The 15,933-nt window shown below is 61.8% G+C and carries 11 protein-coding genes; 5 read left to right on the forward strand and 6 right to left on the reverse strand.

From position 1 onward, the window contains the following. Positions 1–64 precede the first annotated feature (64 nt). The 3 genes from E5K02_RS18780 to E5K02_RS18790 all read right to left on the reverse strand — a co-directional run bounded on the left by E5K02_RS18780 (position 65) and on the right by E5K02_RS18790 (position 3,830). Positions 65–2,053, reverse strand: coding sequence for a peptidylprolyl isomerase (locus E5K02_RS18780; protein ID WP_135396798.1), 1,989 nt, complete (start codon positions 2,051–2,053; stop codon positions 65–67). Positions 2,054–2,153: 100 nt separating this feature from the next. Continuing rightward, a complete protein-coding gene (locus E5K02_RS18785) occupies positions 2,154–3,227 on the reverse strand; it encodes an MJ1255/VC2487 family glycosyltransferase (protein ID WP_135396800.1) in 1,074 nt (357 codons plus the stop codon). Positions 3,228–3,296: 69 nt separating this feature from the next. Continuing rightward, positions 3,297–3,830: a redoxin domain-containing protein gene (locus E5K02_RS18790; protein WP_135396802.1), complete on the reverse strand. Its 534-nt coding sequence runs from the start codon at positions 3,828–3,830 to the stop codon at positions 3,297–3,299. 198 nt (positions 3,831–4,028) lie between these two features. Here E5K02_RS18790 and E5K02_RS18795 point away from each other — a divergent pair, with 198 nt between their 5' ends. The 4 genes from E5K02_RS18795 to E5K02_RS18810 all read left to right on the forward strand — a co-directional run bounded on the left by E5K02_RS18795 (position 4,029) and on the right by E5K02_RS18810 (position 10,067). Beyond that, entirely contained in the window at positions 4,029–4,970 is a 942-nt protein-coding gene (locus tag E5K02_RS18795) for a hypothetical protein (protein ID WP_135396804.1), read from the forward strand. A 192-nt stretch (positions 4,971–5,162) separates the two neighbouring features. Further along, positions 5,163–6,599: an FAD binding domain-containing protein gene (locus tag E5K02_RS18800; RefSeq protein ID WP_135396806.1), complete on the forward strand. Its 1,437-nt coding sequence runs from the start codon at positions 5,163–5,165 to the stop codon at positions 6,597–6,599. A gap of 88 nt (positions 6,600–6,687) precedes the next feature. After that, positions 6,688–8,988, forward strand: a complete 2,301-nt coding sequence (locus E5K02_RS18805; RefSeq protein WP_135396808.1) for a xanthine dehydrogenase molybdopterin binding subunit — start codon at positions 6,688–6,690, stop codon at positions 8,986–8,988. A gap of 68 nt (positions 8,989–9,056) precedes the next feature. After that, positions 9,057–10,067, forward strand: coding sequence for an XdhC family protein (locus E5K02_RS18810; protein WP_135396809.1), 1,011 nt, complete (start codon positions 9,057–9,059; stop codon positions 10,065–10,067). Positions 10,068–10,070: 3 nt separating this feature from the next. Here E5K02_RS18810 and E5K02_RS18815 read toward each other — a convergent pair whose 3' ends face one another. From E5K02_RS18815 to E5K02_RS18825, 3 genes are all read right to left on the reverse strand, one after another. Further along, a complete protein-coding gene (locus E5K02_RS18815) occupies positions 10,071–10,658 on the reverse strand; it encodes a DUF4136 domain-containing protein (protein WP_135396810.1) in 588 nt (195 codons plus the stop codon). A 145-nt stretch (positions 10,659–10,803) separates the two neighbouring features. Beyond that, a complete protein-coding gene (locus E5K02_RS18820; RefSeq protein WP_135396811.1) occupies positions 10,804–12,675 on the reverse strand; it encodes an ABC transporter ATP-binding protein in 1,872 nt (623 codons plus the stop codon). A 76-nt stretch (positions 12,676–12,751) separates the two neighbouring features. Then, a complete protein-coding gene (locus E5K02_RS18825; protein ID WP_135396812.1) occupies positions 12,752–14,416 on the reverse strand; it encodes a hypothetical protein in 1,665 nt (554 codons plus the stop codon). 290 nt (positions 14,417–14,706) lie between these two features. Between E5K02_RS18825 and E5K02_RS18830 the strand changes: the two genes are divergently transcribed. Beyond that, positions 14,707–15,924: an MFS transporter gene (locus tag E5K02_RS18830; protein WP_240737360.1), complete on the forward strand. Its 1,218-nt coding sequence runs from the start codon at positions 14,707–14,709 to the stop codon at positions 15,922–15,924. The last annotated feature ends 9 nt before the right edge of the window (positions 15,925–15,933 follow it).

Genomic DNA, 15,933 nt, shown 5'->3' on the forward strand with positions numbered 1-15,933 from the left:
ACAACAACAGCGGCGGCCTCTGATGGCCGCCGCTGTTGTTGTAACCCGAATGTAAATAATGCGCTCAGCGCAGCAACTCGATACGCTCGATCCGGTCGCCTATTTCCAGGCGGCTCACTACCTCCATTCCGCTTACTACCTGGGCAAAGATGGTGTAGCGCCCATCCAGGTGAGGCGTGGGCGCGTGGGTAATAAACCACTGGCAGCTTTCCGTGTCTTTGCCCGCCGAAGCCAGCCCGACGGCACCTTCCCCGTAGCGCAGGTCGGCAAATTCGGAGCGCAGGTTGTAGTCGGAGCTGCCCCAGCCGTCGCCGCGCGGGCAGCCGCCCTGGGCCACAAAGTTGGGCACCACTCGGTGAAAGTTTTTGCCATTGTAGAAACCCTGGTTGACCAACGCCACGAAGCTGGCTACCGAGCCCGGGGCCTCGTTGACCAGCAGGCGGAAAACGACCGAACCTTTGCTGGTTTTAATCATGGCGCGCTGCCCGGCCGGAATAGCCTGCACGGCTCCCCAATCGATAGGGTGCGTGGCGGCCTGAGCCACCGGGAATGGCGCGGTTTGCTTTTTTTCCAGGAAGTCGATGGTTTGCTGCAGCGACTGCCAGGCTTCCAGGTCGCGGGGCAGCACCAGCTTTTCCCGGGCCTGTTTCAGAAAATCAGCATTGGCAAACACCCGGCGCATGTCCAGTTTCGGGTCGCGGATGGCTTCGGCAGCCGTGCCCATGAGGGCGACGTCACCGCTGGCAATGGCCCGCTGCATCGCCAGGGCAAAGGTCGCCTGCTGCTCGGCTGGGAACTGCGGCAGACGACGCATGGCGACCAAAGCTTCGATGCCATACGTACCGACAACCAGCGGCCGGTCGGGAGCAAAGATGGCTTTGCTTATAAACTCATAGGCACCGGGGTCCTCTCCCAAGGCCTTGAGCAAATAGCCTTTTTCATACGGGTCAGTGGCGGCGGTATAGCGCTCCTGCACGGCCGTGCGCATGGCGTTTTGTTCGGCTCCGCCCAGCTTCAGGGCGGCGGCCAGCAGCGTAGCGCGGGGGCGCCAGGCGCTGAGCTTATTGGCTTTCTCCAAAAACAGGGCCCCGGGCTCCCCGGCCGCATGAGTCAGAAAAAACTCGGCGGCGGCCAGGGCTACCTGCTCATGCGGGTCGGTAAGAGCGGCCCAGGCAGCCTCTTTTACCGGGGCATACTGGGCGGCCGTCATGGCCCGCAGGGCGCTGATGCGCACCCGGTAGTCGGGGTCGCGGCGCGCCAGCGTGGTCAGCACGCCGGGCACCGAAGCCGCTTGGCTGGCTTTACTTAATGCGGCGGCGGCCGCGCTACGGACCGCGTACGATGGGTCGGCCTGGGCGACGCTGCCAATAGTTCCGGCGTAGGAATTCAGGTTGAGGCCGCGCGTACGGGCCAGGGCATTGGCCGCCGCCAACCGGGCCCGGTAGGGGTTGGCCGGGTTGAGCAACTGTACTAGGCGTGCCACCGCCGCTTCGGAGGTAACGCCGCGCAGACCGGCCCGGTAGAGTCCCCAGGCCTGCCCGGCCAAGGCTGCCGTATCGGCCCCCATAGCCGGGGGAAGCCGGGCCAGAATGTTCAGGCCGGCTCGCGACACGCATTTTCCCAGGGCTTCTAGGGCATATTGGCGGGCCAGTGCGTCTTTTTCCTGAAAAATACGCTCCCGCAGAGCCACTTCGGCCGTGGTATCGGCCGTTTGCCCCAGCGCATAGGCCGCCGCTACCCGTACGCTGGCATCCTCATCGCCGAGGCGGGCCGTGAGCGCCGCTACACTAGCTTTGTCTTGCACCGAAGCTAAGGCAAGGGCGGCCTCGCGCCGGTAAATAACTTCCGGCCGTTCTAAAAACGGCAGTAGAGCCGTCGTCTGCCGCTCATCCTGGGCCGTGGCAATCTGGCGCAGCGTGGCATCGGTGAACTTGTTGGTGGCTGTAGCTACCGAAGCAGTACGGGAGCTGGTAGTGCAGGCCGCGAAGCTTAGCCCCCAGCACCCCAAAATGGTGGCAGCCCAGGCTCGACGACGGAAGTTGTGGTAGGTCATGGTTGCCCCAAAATAGCCAAAATAGCCCGCCGCTGCTATGGTTGGGGCCAAACTCTGCTTAAAACTAACGCCAGCTGCTGCTCAGCCGCGCCTAAGGAGCTTACGAAGCTACCGATACAGTCTCAAGTTCGCGCACCAAACCGTCGAGGTGCTGAAACAAGGTTTCGTTGCCGGGTTGGCTGTAGCCAAGCAAGGCTTGCTCATAACCTGCCAAGTCGTAGAGAAAAGCCTTGACGTTATCCGCCGTTAGGGCATCGAAATGGCGGCCGTAGCCCAGCTTTTCAACTTGGGCCGCATTGAGAAATTGTTCAAACTGAGCCGGAATCGGAATGGCGCAGATGGGCTTGTGCAAGTACACGGCTTCGCTAATCAGAGAAAAGCCGCCGTTGGTAATAACGGCCCGGGCACTGGCCAGATCCTCGATAAAGCCTTGCTCGCTAAAAGCCCGCAGCTGCACGTTGCCATGACTTTCCTCCTTGTTGAACCCGTACACGCGAAACTGCTGGCTGGGCAACTGCTGCAGCATGGGCACCAGATCCTTCTGGTTGGTAGCCGACTGATACACCAGCACATGCTCGCCGGTGGTGGGCTGGGCCGCCAGAATTTCGGGGCGGATAATGGGGGGCACCAGCGTCGTGTTGGCCTTGCTAACGGGCAGCTGAAAAAACGTAGTAACCAAGTAATGCCGGCTGCGGGGCAGCTTGGCCCGCACAATCTGCCGGGCCAGATTCAGGTTGCCTCGCTCGGCGCGGGGCACGACGATATCCAGCTGGCTGCGGCTGATGATCTGCATGTTGTCGATGCTGATTAGGGGAAGGCGGCGCCAGCGGGCAAAGAAATAGCTAAACGACTCAAAGTCGGAAATCACCAGCTCGGGGGTGAAGTCGCAGAGCAGCTCCCGGTACTTGGCGAAGTTGACGCGCAGTTTCTCCGGGGCCGTCCGCAGGGTCAGGGCCGCCGTGCGCGACTTGGACACGGCCAGGTTGCGGTAGGCCAGATGAAAACCCCGGATTTCGTGCACCCGCCCCGGAAAGTTGGTAGCCAGCATCTGATAGGCCCGGGCGCTGCTGACCACGCACACATTATGACCTTGGCTGAGCAAGTGCCCGATAACGACTTTGCTGCGCGTTGCGTGGCCCAGCCCTTCCCCGGGCACCCCGTAGAGAATGTTCATGCGGTAACTTCTTAGCTGATTACAGCTCGCAAATAACTGAATTCTGCGGCGGAACCTTGCCAGGGTCTGTTAGGGCCGAAATTGCGTGATAAAGCAGCCCACGGCCTCGGTGCGGGCCTGGGCCACCGGCTGCCCGGCCACAATAGCGGCCAGCGCGTCCTGCAGCTCGTGGTGGGTAATAACCGTGCGGCGCTGCCCGAGTCGGGCGTAAGAGTCGTCGATGCGGCCCTGGTAGAGCACCGTGCGCCCATCGGCGGCGGCCACCACTACCTCGGGCGTGATGCGCGCCTGGAAGCGCCGTGTCAGGACCTGGCCTTCATCCAGGCGCAGCGGAAACGGCAGCCGGTACTGCTTACCAAACAAAATCAGGTCGGCGGGCCGCAGCTGCTGATCCGGAAAAACACCCACAAACTGCACGCCCTGGCTGGCATAGGCACTGTGCAGCTGCCGCAGCGTGAGCGTGGCGCTCTGGCAGATAGGGCAGGTATCGGACAGGAACACGTACACCGTGGCCCGGGTGGGGGGCGCTGCCCGGGCGCCGCTCAGGGCCAGCACTACCCAGAAGCTGCACACGTACCGCCAGAAAGAAGCCCAGTTATTCATGATTCATCCGATGCTGTGAAAGCCATTTCTTTCGGGAGCCACCCGCGCCTGTTTACCTTGCTAAGGTAGACACCTGCCCCGACTATCGGGTTCCGTCAGGTCTATTCTCCTAACCTGCTTACTTTCGGCGTGGTTTTCGATACCGGCCCCGTCCGGAAATCTGACCGGTGCATGACCCTATCCTCTCCTGCTTTACTTATGAAAAGACTCTCCTTTTTACGCCCTGCTCTGCTGCTGACCACCGCTGCTGCCTCGTGGCTCACGTCGGCCTGTACCGCACCCCGGGTTATGACCATGTCGGGCAAAGTTACCCCCCGCGGGGAGTTTCGGGTAGGCGGCAACCAGGCCTTCAACATTCCAACCGAAACGATCAGCAAAACCGGCTCGGTCATTAAGGAAGCCGCGGAGCAGCTGGCCCGTGAGGAAAGAATCGACTACAGCACGTCGGGAGAACTGGTCGACAAACTGCAGGTAGCGGCCCTGGCTTATATTATTGACCCGGTGCAGCCCGCCGCCGACCTATACCTGCGCTACGGCGTGCTCGACCGGCTCGACGTAGGCTATAAATACGCCTTCGGCTCGCACGTTTTCGACGGGATGTACCAGTTTATGGGTCCCACCGGCACTCCCGACCGGCCCGGCGGCCCGGCCGGCGCCATGTACGGCAGCATCGGCATTCAGTACGCTACCCAGCGCGCCAAGCTGCCCGACATTCCGTACCTCGACAACATCAACCAATTGCTGCGCTTCAAGGCCACCCGCCACGACTTGCTTATTCCGCTGGTGTTCAGCAACTCATTTGGCCCGGAAGAGGAAATCGGCGCTATTTCCTACGGCCTGGTGTACTCCCACACGTTTCTGCGCTACGGCTTCGACCCGCGCAATATCTACAGTGGCGGCGGCCCGGGCAGTGAGTTGATTCCGAGCCTGCCGGAGCGCAAGCAGAACTTCTCCTCCTACGGGGCTTTCTTCAACGTGAAAGTCGGCTACCGCTATGCGTACGTAGTGCCCGCGCTGGCTATTTACTACCAGAACTACGGTACGTATCAGCTTCTGAATAACAAGAGCACCAAGCTCAGCGGCCTCACCTTTATTCCCTCCATCGGCCTGCAGTTCCGCATCCCGACTTCCCGCAAATAGCCGGCCTTTGGCCCGTCGCCACGCCCGACCACCCGACAGCCGGTGGCCGGGCGTTGTATTTTGGGCTTATTCAATCCCAACTACCGGCTACCCAAGCCTCGTCGGGCCACTCCGGGTAAGGAGGGAGCCGGGCTTTTTCACCTGCCGACTTTTTGCTAACTTCCGCTCTTCGCTTTGGTTTTTTCCTCCTGCATGCTTCACTTTTACCTCAATAAGCAACGTATTCGCACCGACCAGCCCGCGGGTAGCACCTTGCTGGATTTTGTGCGCTACCAACAACACCTGAAAGGCACCAAAATCGGGTGCCGGGAGGGCGACTGTGGAGCCTGCACCGTACTGGTCGGCGACCTGCAACCCGACGGCAGCGTGCAGTATCAGTCGATGACTTCCTGCCTGACGCCCCTGGGCAATGCCCACGGCAAGCACATTGTCACGGTAGAGGGCATTAATGCCGCGGCGGGCGCGCTGACGCCGGTGCAGCAGGCCATTGTGCAGGAAGGCGGCTCCCAATGCGGTTTCTGCACGGTCGGCTTTGTCATGTCGCTCACCGGGCACAGCCTCAGCCAGAAACCCGCTACGGCCGAAACCGGTCTAGCGGCTATTGACGGTAATATTTGCCGCTGCACGGGCTATAAGTCGCTGGAGCGGGCCACGGCCCTGCTGACCGAGCAGCTGGCCGGGCGCCCCACCCAGCAGCCCATGGCCTGGCTCACGGAGCAAAAATTCGTTCCGGCTTACTTTCAGCAGATGCCCGCCCAGCTCCGGAAGCTGCAGGATGAGCTGCACAGTGCGCCTGCTACCAACGGCCATTCGAGCGAAGCCCAACAGATTCTGGGCGGCGGCACCGATTTGCTGGTGCAGCGCCCCGAGCACGTGCGGGAAGTGCCCGTGCAGCTCGTCTACGACCGGCCCCACCTGCGGGGTATTCGCCAGGATGCCGACGGCCGCGTGGTACTGGGAGCCGCTACCACGGCCGAGAATCTGCGCGCTTCTGCGCTGATGCAGCAGCTGTTTCCGCACCTGCACCGCTATATGAAGCTGGTTTCGTCGACACCGATTCGCAACATGGGCACGGTAGCGGGTAACTTCGTTAATGCCTCGCCTATCGGCGACCTGACCATCTTCTTCCTGGCCCTGAATGCTACCGTTACGGTAGAAACCCCTGGTGGTCCAAGCCGGGAAATTCTGCTGCGTGACCTCTACAGTGGCTACAAAACCCTGACCAAGGCCGCTGAGGAACAGGTTTTGGAAATCAGCTTCGCCGCGCCCCAACCCGGTGACTACGTCAACTTTGAGAAGGTATCCAAACGGACCCACCTCGATATTGCCAGTGTCAATTCGGCCCTGTGGCTGCGGGTAGCCGATGGCTTTGTGCAGGAAGCCCGGCTTTCGGCCGGCGGCGTAGGCCCTACCCCGCTCCTGCTGGCGCGCACGTCGTCCTTCCTGGCGGGCAAGGAAATTACGCCGGCCACGCTAGCGGCCGCCAACGAAGTTGCCCAAACCGAAATCAGCCCCATCAGTGATGCCCGCGGCACGGCTGAGTACAAGCGCCTGCTACTGCGCCAGCTGCTGTTTGCTCATTTCCTGGAGTTCTTCCCCGAACGCCTCCGCTTCCGCGAGCTGGTATAGCCCGTTCCGTTCGGCTGCGTTTTCAATTCTTTCGACAACGTCTTACCTGGCTTCGGCCGGGTGCTCTTACGCCTCTGGCGCTATTTGCATGAATCATCTTGACCCGGTACGCCACGTGCGCGGCGAATCCCAGTATTTGGACGATGTTCCGGTACAGCAAGGCACCCTGCACGCGGTGGTGTTTGAGTCGCCGCTGGCCCACGGCATCCTGCGCGCCGTTCATTTGGAAGAAGCCTTGTTGGCGCCCGGCGTCGTGCGCATTCTGACCGCCGCCGACATTCCCGGCGAAAACCAGATTGGCGGCATCGTGCCCGACGAGCCCCTGCTGGCCGAGGGGCACGTGCATTTCCGGGGGCAGCCCGTGGCCCTTATTCTGGCCGAAACCGAGCACCAGGCCCAAGCCGCCATCCGCTACCTGCGCGTCGATATCGACCCGCTGCCCATCATCACCGACCCGCGCGTGGCCGCGGCCCAGGGCGAGCTGATTGTGCCCCCGCGTACCTTCCAAATTGGCGATTCGGCGGCGGCCTGGAGCCAGTGCGCCCACATTTTCGAAGGCGAGGCCGAGTCGGGCGGGCAAGAGCACCTCTACATCGAAACCCAGGGCGCCTACGCCTTCCCGACCGAAATGGGCGGAGTGCGCATTATTTCTTCGACCCAGGGGCCCACGGCCGTGCAGCGCCACACGGCCCACGTGCTGGGCATTGGCATGCACCAGGTGGAAGTCGACGTGACCCGGCTCGGGGGCGGCTTCGGGGGCAAAGAAGACCAGGCTACGCCCTGGGGGGCCCTGGCTGCGCTGGGCGCCTTTGTGGCGCGGCGCCCGGTGAAGCTCGTGCTCGACCGGATGGCCGACATGCGCATGACCGGCAAGCGCCACCCCTACACCTCGGACTTCCGCATCGGCCTCGACGACAACCTGCAGATTCTGGCCTACGAAGTCACCTTCTACCAGAACGCCGGCGCCGCGGCCGACTTGTCGCCGGCGGTGCTGGAGCGCACGCTGTTTCACGCCACCAATGCCTACTATATTCCCAACGTGACGGCCATGGCCTACAGCTGCCGTACTAATTTGCCGCCCAATACCGCGTTTCGAGGCTTTGGCGGCCCCCAGGGCATGTTCGTCATGGAATCGGCCATCGTAAAGGCGGCGGAAACGCTCGGGGTGTTGCCCAGCGAGATTCAGCGGCGCAATCTACTGCGCGAAAACGACCTGTTCTCCTACCGGCAGCCGGCCGAACTGTGCAATGCCGAGCTGGCCTGGGACACGGCCAACGAGGTGTACGGGCTGCCCAAGCTGCGGACGGAAGTAGACAGCTTCAACCAGCAGAACGAGCGGCTGAAAAAAGGCTTGTCGGTGATGCCCATCTGCTTTGGCATTTCCTTCACCAAAACGCCCATGAATCAGGCCCGGGCGCTGGTGCACATCTACACCGACGGCTCGGTGGGCGTGAGCACCGGCGCGGTGGAAATGGGCCAGGGCGTGAACACTAAAATTGCCCAGGTAGCGGCCCAGACGCTGGGTATTTCGCCTAACCGCATCAAAGTGGAATCAACTAACACCACGCGGGTAGCCAATACGTCCCCCTCGGCGGCCAGTGCCACGGCCGATTTGAACGGCAAAGCCACCCAAATGGCCTGCCAGGTCCTGCGCGAGCGGCTGCTGCGCCACGCCGAGCTGGAATACACGCTCAACTACGAGGGCCTGGAAATCCGGGATGAGCAGGTACTCAGCGCCGGTGTGCCGGCCGATACGAACTGGGAGAAGCTGGTATCGTCGGCCTACTGGAAACGGGTGAACCTGACGGAAAACGCCCACTACGCCACCCCCGACATACATTTCGACCCGGTAACCAACCAAGGCTACCCGTTTGCCTACCACGTGTACGGCACGGCCTATACCACTGTCACGCTCGACTGCCTGCGGGGCACCTATACCTTCGATGCCCTGCGCATTGTGCACGACTTTGGGGAGAGCATGAACCCAGCCATCGACCAGGGTCAGATTGAAGGCGGCGCGGTGCAGGGCATTGGCTGGATGACCATGGAAGAGCTGATTTACAACGAGGAAGGCCGCCTGCTGAGTAATTCGCTCAACAGCTACAAAATTCCGGACCTGTATTCCGTGCCCCAGCGCATCGATGTGCATTTCCTGGAAACGCCGGGCCATCCGCGGGCCATTCTGCGCTCCAAAGCCGTTGGGGAGCCGCCCCTGATGTACGGTATCGGGGCCTACTTTGCGGTGCGCGACGCTATCAGGGCCTTCCGGCCCGGGCATCGGCCCACGTTTTCGGCCCCCATTACGCCCGAAAAGGCGTTGCTCAACCTCTACCCCACCGGCGTGGCCGAGGAGGTGGCCCAGCTGGCTCCAACCACGACAGTGGCTTAACCTGTTTCATTTCCGCAGTGCCACTGTTCGGTATACGGGCAGTGGCACTGGCATTTCTGTTCTGTCGAGTGTCCTCCGTGCCCCCTTTTCCCGTTTCTCCTTCACTGCCGCGCGACTTTCCGGTGTGGCAGCACGTGGCCGCGGCCCTGCGGGTGGCCCAGCCAGTGCTGCTGCTGTGCGTGCTGAGCAGCCACGGCAGCAGCCCGGGCCGGCAGGGCTTTAAAATGAGTGTAACGGCCGAGGGCATGGCCGGCTCCATTGGGGGTGGCATTATGGAGCACAAGTTTGTGGAGTTGGCCCGGGCCAGGCTGCGGGAAGGAAGCCAGGAAGTACTGATTCGCCCGCAGATTCACCGCCGGGAAGCCCCTGAAGACCGCTCCGGCATGATTTGCTCGGGGGAGCAGGTTCTGCTGCTCTACCCTGTAGCCCCAGCCGAGTTGTCTACCGTAGAGGCTATCCTGTGCGCCCTGCACGAGCCGCAAGCTCGCCTGCTGCAGATAGCACCTAGCGGGCTGCGCCTGCAGCAAGCCGCTCCAGCCACGCCCTTTTATTCGTACCAAAGCGGCCCGGCCTGGCAGTATCAGGAGCGCCTGGGGTTCCGCGACCACCTGACCATTATCGGCGGTGGGCACGTGGCCCTGGCGCTGTCGCGGGTAGCGGCCCTGCTCGATTTCGAAATAACGGTATTCGACGACCGGGCCGGGCTGAATACGCACCAGCACAACCCCTACGCTCACCACAAGCCCACGGTACCTTACGAGACACTAGCCCAGGAAGTACCCGAAGGCCCGCACCAGTACGTGGTTATTATGACCTTCGGCTTCCGCTCGGATGAGGTGGCCCTGCGGCAGTTGCTGCAGCACCGGGTAGCCTACCTGGGCCTGATGGGCAGCGCGGCCAAAATAAAAGAGCTTCGGAACAGCCTGCTTACCAGCGGCTATTCCGAAGCTGATCTGGGGCACGTGCGGGCCCCGATTGGATTACCCATTCACAGCCGGACGCCGGAGGAAATTGCTATCAGCGTGGCGGCCGAGCTTATCCAGGTGCGCAATGCCCCGCTGGCTACTGGAGCGGCGTAATGGTTACTGATTGGTGCCTTCCAGGTACCCTTCGGTAAAGACGTGGTATTGGTCGAAGATGGAACGCACGGAGCGGCGCAGTACCAGTTCGCCCTGGGGCCCCGGCGGCACCGTCACGCCCGAGGCATATCCGTTCCAGACGGCCCGGTTGGTGCGGTTGTCGATTAGCGTGACCAGCAGCGTGCCTTCGGCTAGCACCATGCGCACGGGCTGGTAGCCTTGCCGAACTTCCTTGGGCGTTTCCTCATCTTCCACCATGCCCGAGGTCAGCCAGTGGGTCAGATCATCCTGGGCGTAGCCGCGAAAAGCCATGTCGCCTTCAAACAGGCGGAACATCACCAGCAGGTCGGGGCGGTTGCGGGCCGGCTTGTAGCCTTGCACCCGCATGCGGGTCCGGATGGCGTCGCGTAGTACTTCCCCCATCTTGCTGGTATCGGAAGCTAAGCCCTGCCCCGTCACAAACTCGTAGGTGCGATAGCGCCGAAAATTGCCTGTATAACTATAATCAGACTCAATTCGGGCCTCTCGGGCGGCAAAACATCCGGAAAGGGCCAAGCCTAGCCCCAAAAGCAGGGTAGCAGGTAGTTTCATGGGCGGGGAATCAGTAAGAAGCAAGACACCCTAAGATACGATATCTTAGCCCCTTATGTCTTGCCTGCCTGGCAAAAAACCCGCAAAAAAATTTCACCCCCACAATCCAAACCGCGAATTCCTGCTAAAAACCACTATTTGCATCCTACCGATACCCGGCGGCCTGCAACGCAAATAGCTCGGAGTACCTTCCGTTCCGGGCCAGGAGCTCTTCGTGAGACCCTATTTCCACAAACTGTCCGTTCTCGATAACTAGAATTCGGTCGGCCATACGCACGGTGCTGAAGCGGTGGGAAATCAGCACGGCCGTTTTACCCTGGGTCAGGTCGGCGAAGCGCTGGAATACCTCGTGTTCGGCCCGGGCATCGAGGGCGGCGGTGGGCTCGTCGAGAATCAGGAGCTGGGCTTCGCGCATGTAGGCCCGGCCCAACGCTATTTTCTGCCACTCGCCCCCACTCAGGTCGACGCCGCCGGCAAAACGCCGCCCGATCATCTGCTCGTAGCCCCCGGGCAGCTTTCGAATCACGGTGTCGGCCAGGCTCTGAGCCGCGGCCGACTGAATCCGGTCCGTGTTTTCCTTTTCCTCGATACGGCCTACGGCCAGGTTCTGCCCGGCCGAGAGCTGGAAGCGCACAAAGTCCTGAAAAATAACTCCGATTTCCTGGCGCAACTCGGCCGGGTCGTAGTCGCGCAGGTCGTGGCCATCGAGCAGGATGCGGCCTTCGGAGGGGTCGTAGAGGCGGGAAAGGAGCTTGACCAGGGTGGTTTTGCCCGCGCCGTTTTCGCCCACCAGGGCCAGCTTTTCCCCGGCCCGTAGCGTGAAGCTCAGGTTGCGCACAGCCCACTTGCTCGACCCGCGGTACTGGAAGCCCACATTCTCGAAGACAAACCCCTGCTGAATAGGCCGCGGAAACGGCCGCACGGGCCTGTCGTCGGTGCGCACAATACGGGGCTGCAAATGAAAGAAGTCGAAGAAGTCCTGCAAATACAACGCGCCTTCGGCCACGCTGCTGAACCGGCTCAAAATACCTTCGAGCAGGGTGCGCATGCGGGCAAACGAGCCGGACAGAAACGTGAGTTGACCAATGGAAATATGGCCCCGGATAGCCTGGGCAATGATGTAGAGGTAGGCCGCGTAGTAGCCTCCGGCCCCAATGGCGGCAAACAGGGCGCCCCAGCCGGCCCGGCGCACCACCAGGGCTTTGTTTTTCTGATAAAACTCGTCGGACAGCATTTTGAACCGCTCGATCAGAAAGCCCGACAGCCCGAAGATCTTGACTTCCTTGGCCGTTTCGTCGCTGGCCCCGGTTTGGCGCAGGTAATCCAGTTCGCGCCGCTCGGGCGTCCAGCTGTGCACCAGGGAATAGCTGCGCTCATTGAAGTGCGACTCGCCCAAAAAGGCCGGCACCACCGCTACCAACAGCAGCAAGAGCAGCCAGGGGTTGAAAGCGGCCAACCCCACGGCCAGAAACAACATGGTGATAATATCCTGGGCCTGCGACAGTACCTGCGACATGAGCACCGTACGGGAAAGCGTCTGGCGCCGGGCCCGCTCCAGCTTATCGTAAAATACGCTGTCTTCGAACTGGTCGAGGTCGAGCTGACCCGCGTGTTCCATCAGGCGCACCGAGGAACGGTTGGCAAACAAGTCGCCGAGCAGGGAGTCGAGCAACGCTACGCCCCGACCCAGCACGTCGGAGAAGATGGCCAGGCCGAACTCCAGACCTACCAGCCCAATGATGGGCGTAAAGGACGCGCCAGGTGTGCGGGCCAGGCCAATAACGGTATCCAGAATCAGGCGGGCCACATACAGCATGGCTACGGGCAGGGCCGCCCGCAGCAGGCGCAGACCAATGTTGGCCAGGGCCAGGCTAGGGCTGGTTTCCCAGATCAGGCGCAGAAATTCGGGCAGATTTTTCAGGGCCGATACCCGCTCCCGCACACTCAGGGCGGGCTTACCATCGGGCCGGGGCCGCTTGGCCGATATTTTCGCAAACTTTTTGGATAACCAGGACATACGACCCGCTACGGCACACTTCAGGCCGGAGTTCCAGAGCGGCCGTTTTGACAGTAAACCACTTGGCTTTCACCGCCTATTGCCGTGCCAAGCGGACGACCTGACGACCGGTGCGCACCATATAAATGGCCTCAGTCAAAGGCTCGGTCAGCAAGAGGGAGGCCGTGCCGGCAGCATCAGCCGTGGTGGTGTATACGAGCTGCCCCAGCAGGGTGAGCACCTGCACCTGGGCATGCGGGGCAGCGCCGGTCAGCCGAACGGCGGCACGACCCGGATTCGGAAACAGCCGCAACGTAGTTTGGGCAGCACTGCTACGGGTGCTCGTAGCAATATTGTCGGTAAGCGAGGCCAGAAACCCAGCCGCAGGAGCCGTGGGGCCTGCTAAAGTTTGGCTGCCGAATACAGCCGGAGCCTCCGAGGTACCGCCGACGTACACGCGGTTACCGCTCAGAGCCAGGCTGTAGCCCACGTCGGCTCCCCTTCCCCCTCCAGAGGTAGCCCAGTTGTTGAGAAAGCCCGACGCGGAGCCGGTGCTGGTATCGGTGTAGCGGGCCAGAAACACATCTTGCCCACCCGAATTGAGGAGCGTAGCGCCCGCCATTACGGCATTGCTCGCAAACACCCCCGCCACGTATATTTTTGTCCCACTAACGGCTATTTCTAGGCCTTGGCTGTTGCCGGTACCACTGGCCGCCCAGCCGTTGTGAAAACCCGTAGCGGCTGCAGGGTCGTCGGTATAGCGGGCCACAAACATATGTTGATTGGTACCAGCGCTACCCAGTGGTTGTCCGGCAATGGTACCGGGGCCGGAAACAAGGCCGGTCACGTACACGGCCGCGCCCTGCACGGCCACCGCGCCCCCATGGTCGGAGTTGGCCCCGCCCCCACTGGTCGCCCAATTGACAAGCGCTCCAGTAGGCGTATCCGTGTAGGCCGCCAAAAACAGGTCGGAGCTGCCGTTGATGCTGGTCAGGGCTTGGCCCGTGAAATTTACAGCGCCCGATATACCACCGGACACATAGATTCGGCTGCCCTGCGCGGCTAGCCCAAACCCGAAGGACTCGCCCGTACCGCTTGGCGCGCTGGCCCAACCGTTGCTGAAGCTGGCGACCGTACTGGTACTAGTGTCGATGTATTTTGCCAAGTAGACCCGGGTAGTAGTACCGCTGGCTGTTCCGGTCAGAACTTGGCCGGCGACGGTAGCACTACCGCGCGTAGTGCCGACGACATACACACTAGCCCCAACCACGGCAACACTATACCCGACATCACTGCCGAGCCCGCCGCCGCTGGTAGCCCAACCCGGCTGAAAACCAGCTTCACTACTGGTATACCGGGCCACAAACATATCCTGGCTCTGGGTCGTCCCAGTCAGGGCCTGCCCAGAAAAAACCGCCCCGCTATTGCTGGCAAAGTAGCCGGTCACGTATACCGCCGAGCCATTCAGGGCTATGCCAATACCACTGTCAGAACCTATACCTCCGCCCTGAGTAGCCCAGGCCCAGCGGCCAGCTGCGGCATCCCACTTGGCCGCAAACATGTCCGTTGCCGACGAGTTACCGGCACTGGTAAGGAGGGTGGGACCCAGCAGGATGGTGCCGGAAAAAGCGCCGGTTACAAACACGTTGCCACTTGCATCCACGGCCGTGCCCCGCACGACGGAAGTCGCGCCCTGGCTCATTGGGCTGATGCTCCAGGCTTGTTGCCATGCGGGCGCCTGGGCCTGGGCCACGGTTGGCACAAGCCCCAGATAGACGAGGCAGCAACCCAGGAAAGTTCGACTAAATTGGTAAAGCGCACCAAGGCGCGACGACATAGCGAAGAGCATAAAACCAGCGTGAGGGGTGTATCAGCCAGCAAGATAGAGCAAATCAGCTCCGCCGTGGCCACTACCCAACCACTGCGCCGATCTTGGCCCTTACGACGCCAGAACGTGCCAGGAGCCACGTAACTGAATCAGCATCCGTATCTTTGCGGCCTGTTCCACCTAGTTTCGGTTGGCTCAGCTCCTCTCGCTACGGTGTTACCTGCTTGAAAACTTCACAAGAAGCAATCCCACCGCTCACCTCTGGCCGCGTCTACACCGCCGGCTTCTGGTTGATGTGCCTTTCGTCGTTTCTGTTTTTCATGAGCTTTAACATGCTCCTGCCCGAGCTGCCCGACTTTCTGACGCGGCTGGGCGGGGCGGAGTACAAAGGCTTCATCATTGCCTTGTTTACGCTTACGGCCGGCCTTTCCCGGCCCTTCAGCGGCAAGCTGGCCGACACCGTGGGCCGCATTCCGGTGATGGTGTTTGGCTCCCTGGTCTGCTTTGTCTGCGGCTTTTTTTATCCCTGGGTTACTACGGTGGCCGGCTTTCTGGGCCTGCGCCTGCTCCACGGTTTCAGCACGGGTTTCAAGCCCACGGGTACGGCCGCCTTCATTGCCGACATTATTCCCTTCGAGCGGCGCGGCGAAGCCATGGGCCTGCTGGGCGTAGCCGGCTCCCTGGGCATGGCCGCCGGTCCGGCCCTGGGGCCTTATATCACGGCGGCTACTTCCCTGAACACGCTGTTCTACTGCTCTTCGGGCCTGGCTTTGCTGAGCCTGGCCGTGCAGGGCACCATGACGGAAACCCTGCCGGTTCCGCAGCGGCAGCGCTTCAGCTGGCGCCTGCTGCGCCTCGACTGGGACGAGATCCTCGAACCACAGGTGCTGGCACCGGCCCTGGTGACGCTGTTGTGCCTGTTTCCCTTCGGGGCTATTCTGACCATCGTGCCCGACCAAAGCCGGGCCCTGGGCCTGAGTGAGGCAGAAAAAGGCCTTTTCTACACCTGCTACACCTTGTCGTCGCTGCTGGTGCGCCTGGTAGCGGGTCGGGCTTCCGACACCTACGGCCGCCTGCCGGTGCTGCGCCTCTCGACCACGCTGCTGGTTGTTTCGCTGGTGCTGCTCACCCTGGTGGAGCATTCCGTGCCGCTGTTTCTGGGCTCGGCCGTGCTTTTTGGCTTGGCCACGGGCCTGAACTCGCCTACCCTCTACGCCTGGACGGTAGACCTGAGCCACCCCGAACGGCGCGGCCGGGCAGTGGCTACCATGTACATTGCCCTGGAAGTGGGCATCGGGCTGGGCGCCCTGCTGGCCGGCTGGGTGTACGGCAACGTGGATAGCAACCTGCCCTACGTGCACGCCTTGAGTGTGGGCGCCACGCTGCTGGCCCTGCTGTATTTGTTCTGGGGAGTGAAGAAACAGCCGCCGGTGGTAGCGTAAAGTTTCTTT

Source organism: Hymenobacter metallicola (assembly GCF_004745645.1).
Taxonomy (GTDB): domain Bacteria; phylum Bacteroidota; class Bacteroidia; order Cytophagales; family Hymenobacteraceae; genus Hymenobacter; species Hymenobacter metallicola.

Bases quoted from the DNA above. Each gene is read 5' to 3' on its own strand.
- E5K02_RS18780 (WP_135396798.1), bottom strand. From the start codon at position 2,053: ATGACCTACCACAACTTCCGTCGTCGAGCCTGGGCTGCCACCATTTTG.
- E5K02_RS18785 (WP_135396800.1), bottom strand. From the start codon at position 3,227: ATGAACATTCTCTACGGGGTGCCCGGGGAAGGGCTGGGCCACGCAACG.
- E5K02_RS18790 (WP_135396802.1), bottom strand. From the start codon at position 3,830: ATGAATAACTGGGCTTCTTTCTGGCGGTACGTGTGCAGCTTCTGGGTA.
- E5K02_RS18795 (WP_135396804.1), top strand. From the start codon at position 4,029: ATGAAAAGACTCTCCTTTTTACGCCCTGCTCTGCTGCTGACCACCGCT.
- E5K02_RS18800 (WP_135396806.1), top strand. From the start codon at position 5,163: ATGCTTCACTTTTACCTCAATAAGCAACGTATTCGCACCGACCAGCCC.
- E5K02_RS18805 (WP_135396808.1), top strand. From the start codon at position 6,688: ATGAATCATCTTGACCCGGTACGCCACGTGCGCGGCGAATCCCAGTAT.
- E5K02_RS18815 (WP_135396810.1), bottom strand. From the start codon at position 10,658: ATGAAACTACCTGCTACCCTGCTTTTGGGGCTAGGCTTGGCCCTTTCC.
- E5K02_RS18820 (WP_135396811.1), bottom strand. From the start codon at position 12,675: ATGTCCTGGTTATCCAAAAAGTTTGCGAAAATATCGGCCAAGCGGCCC.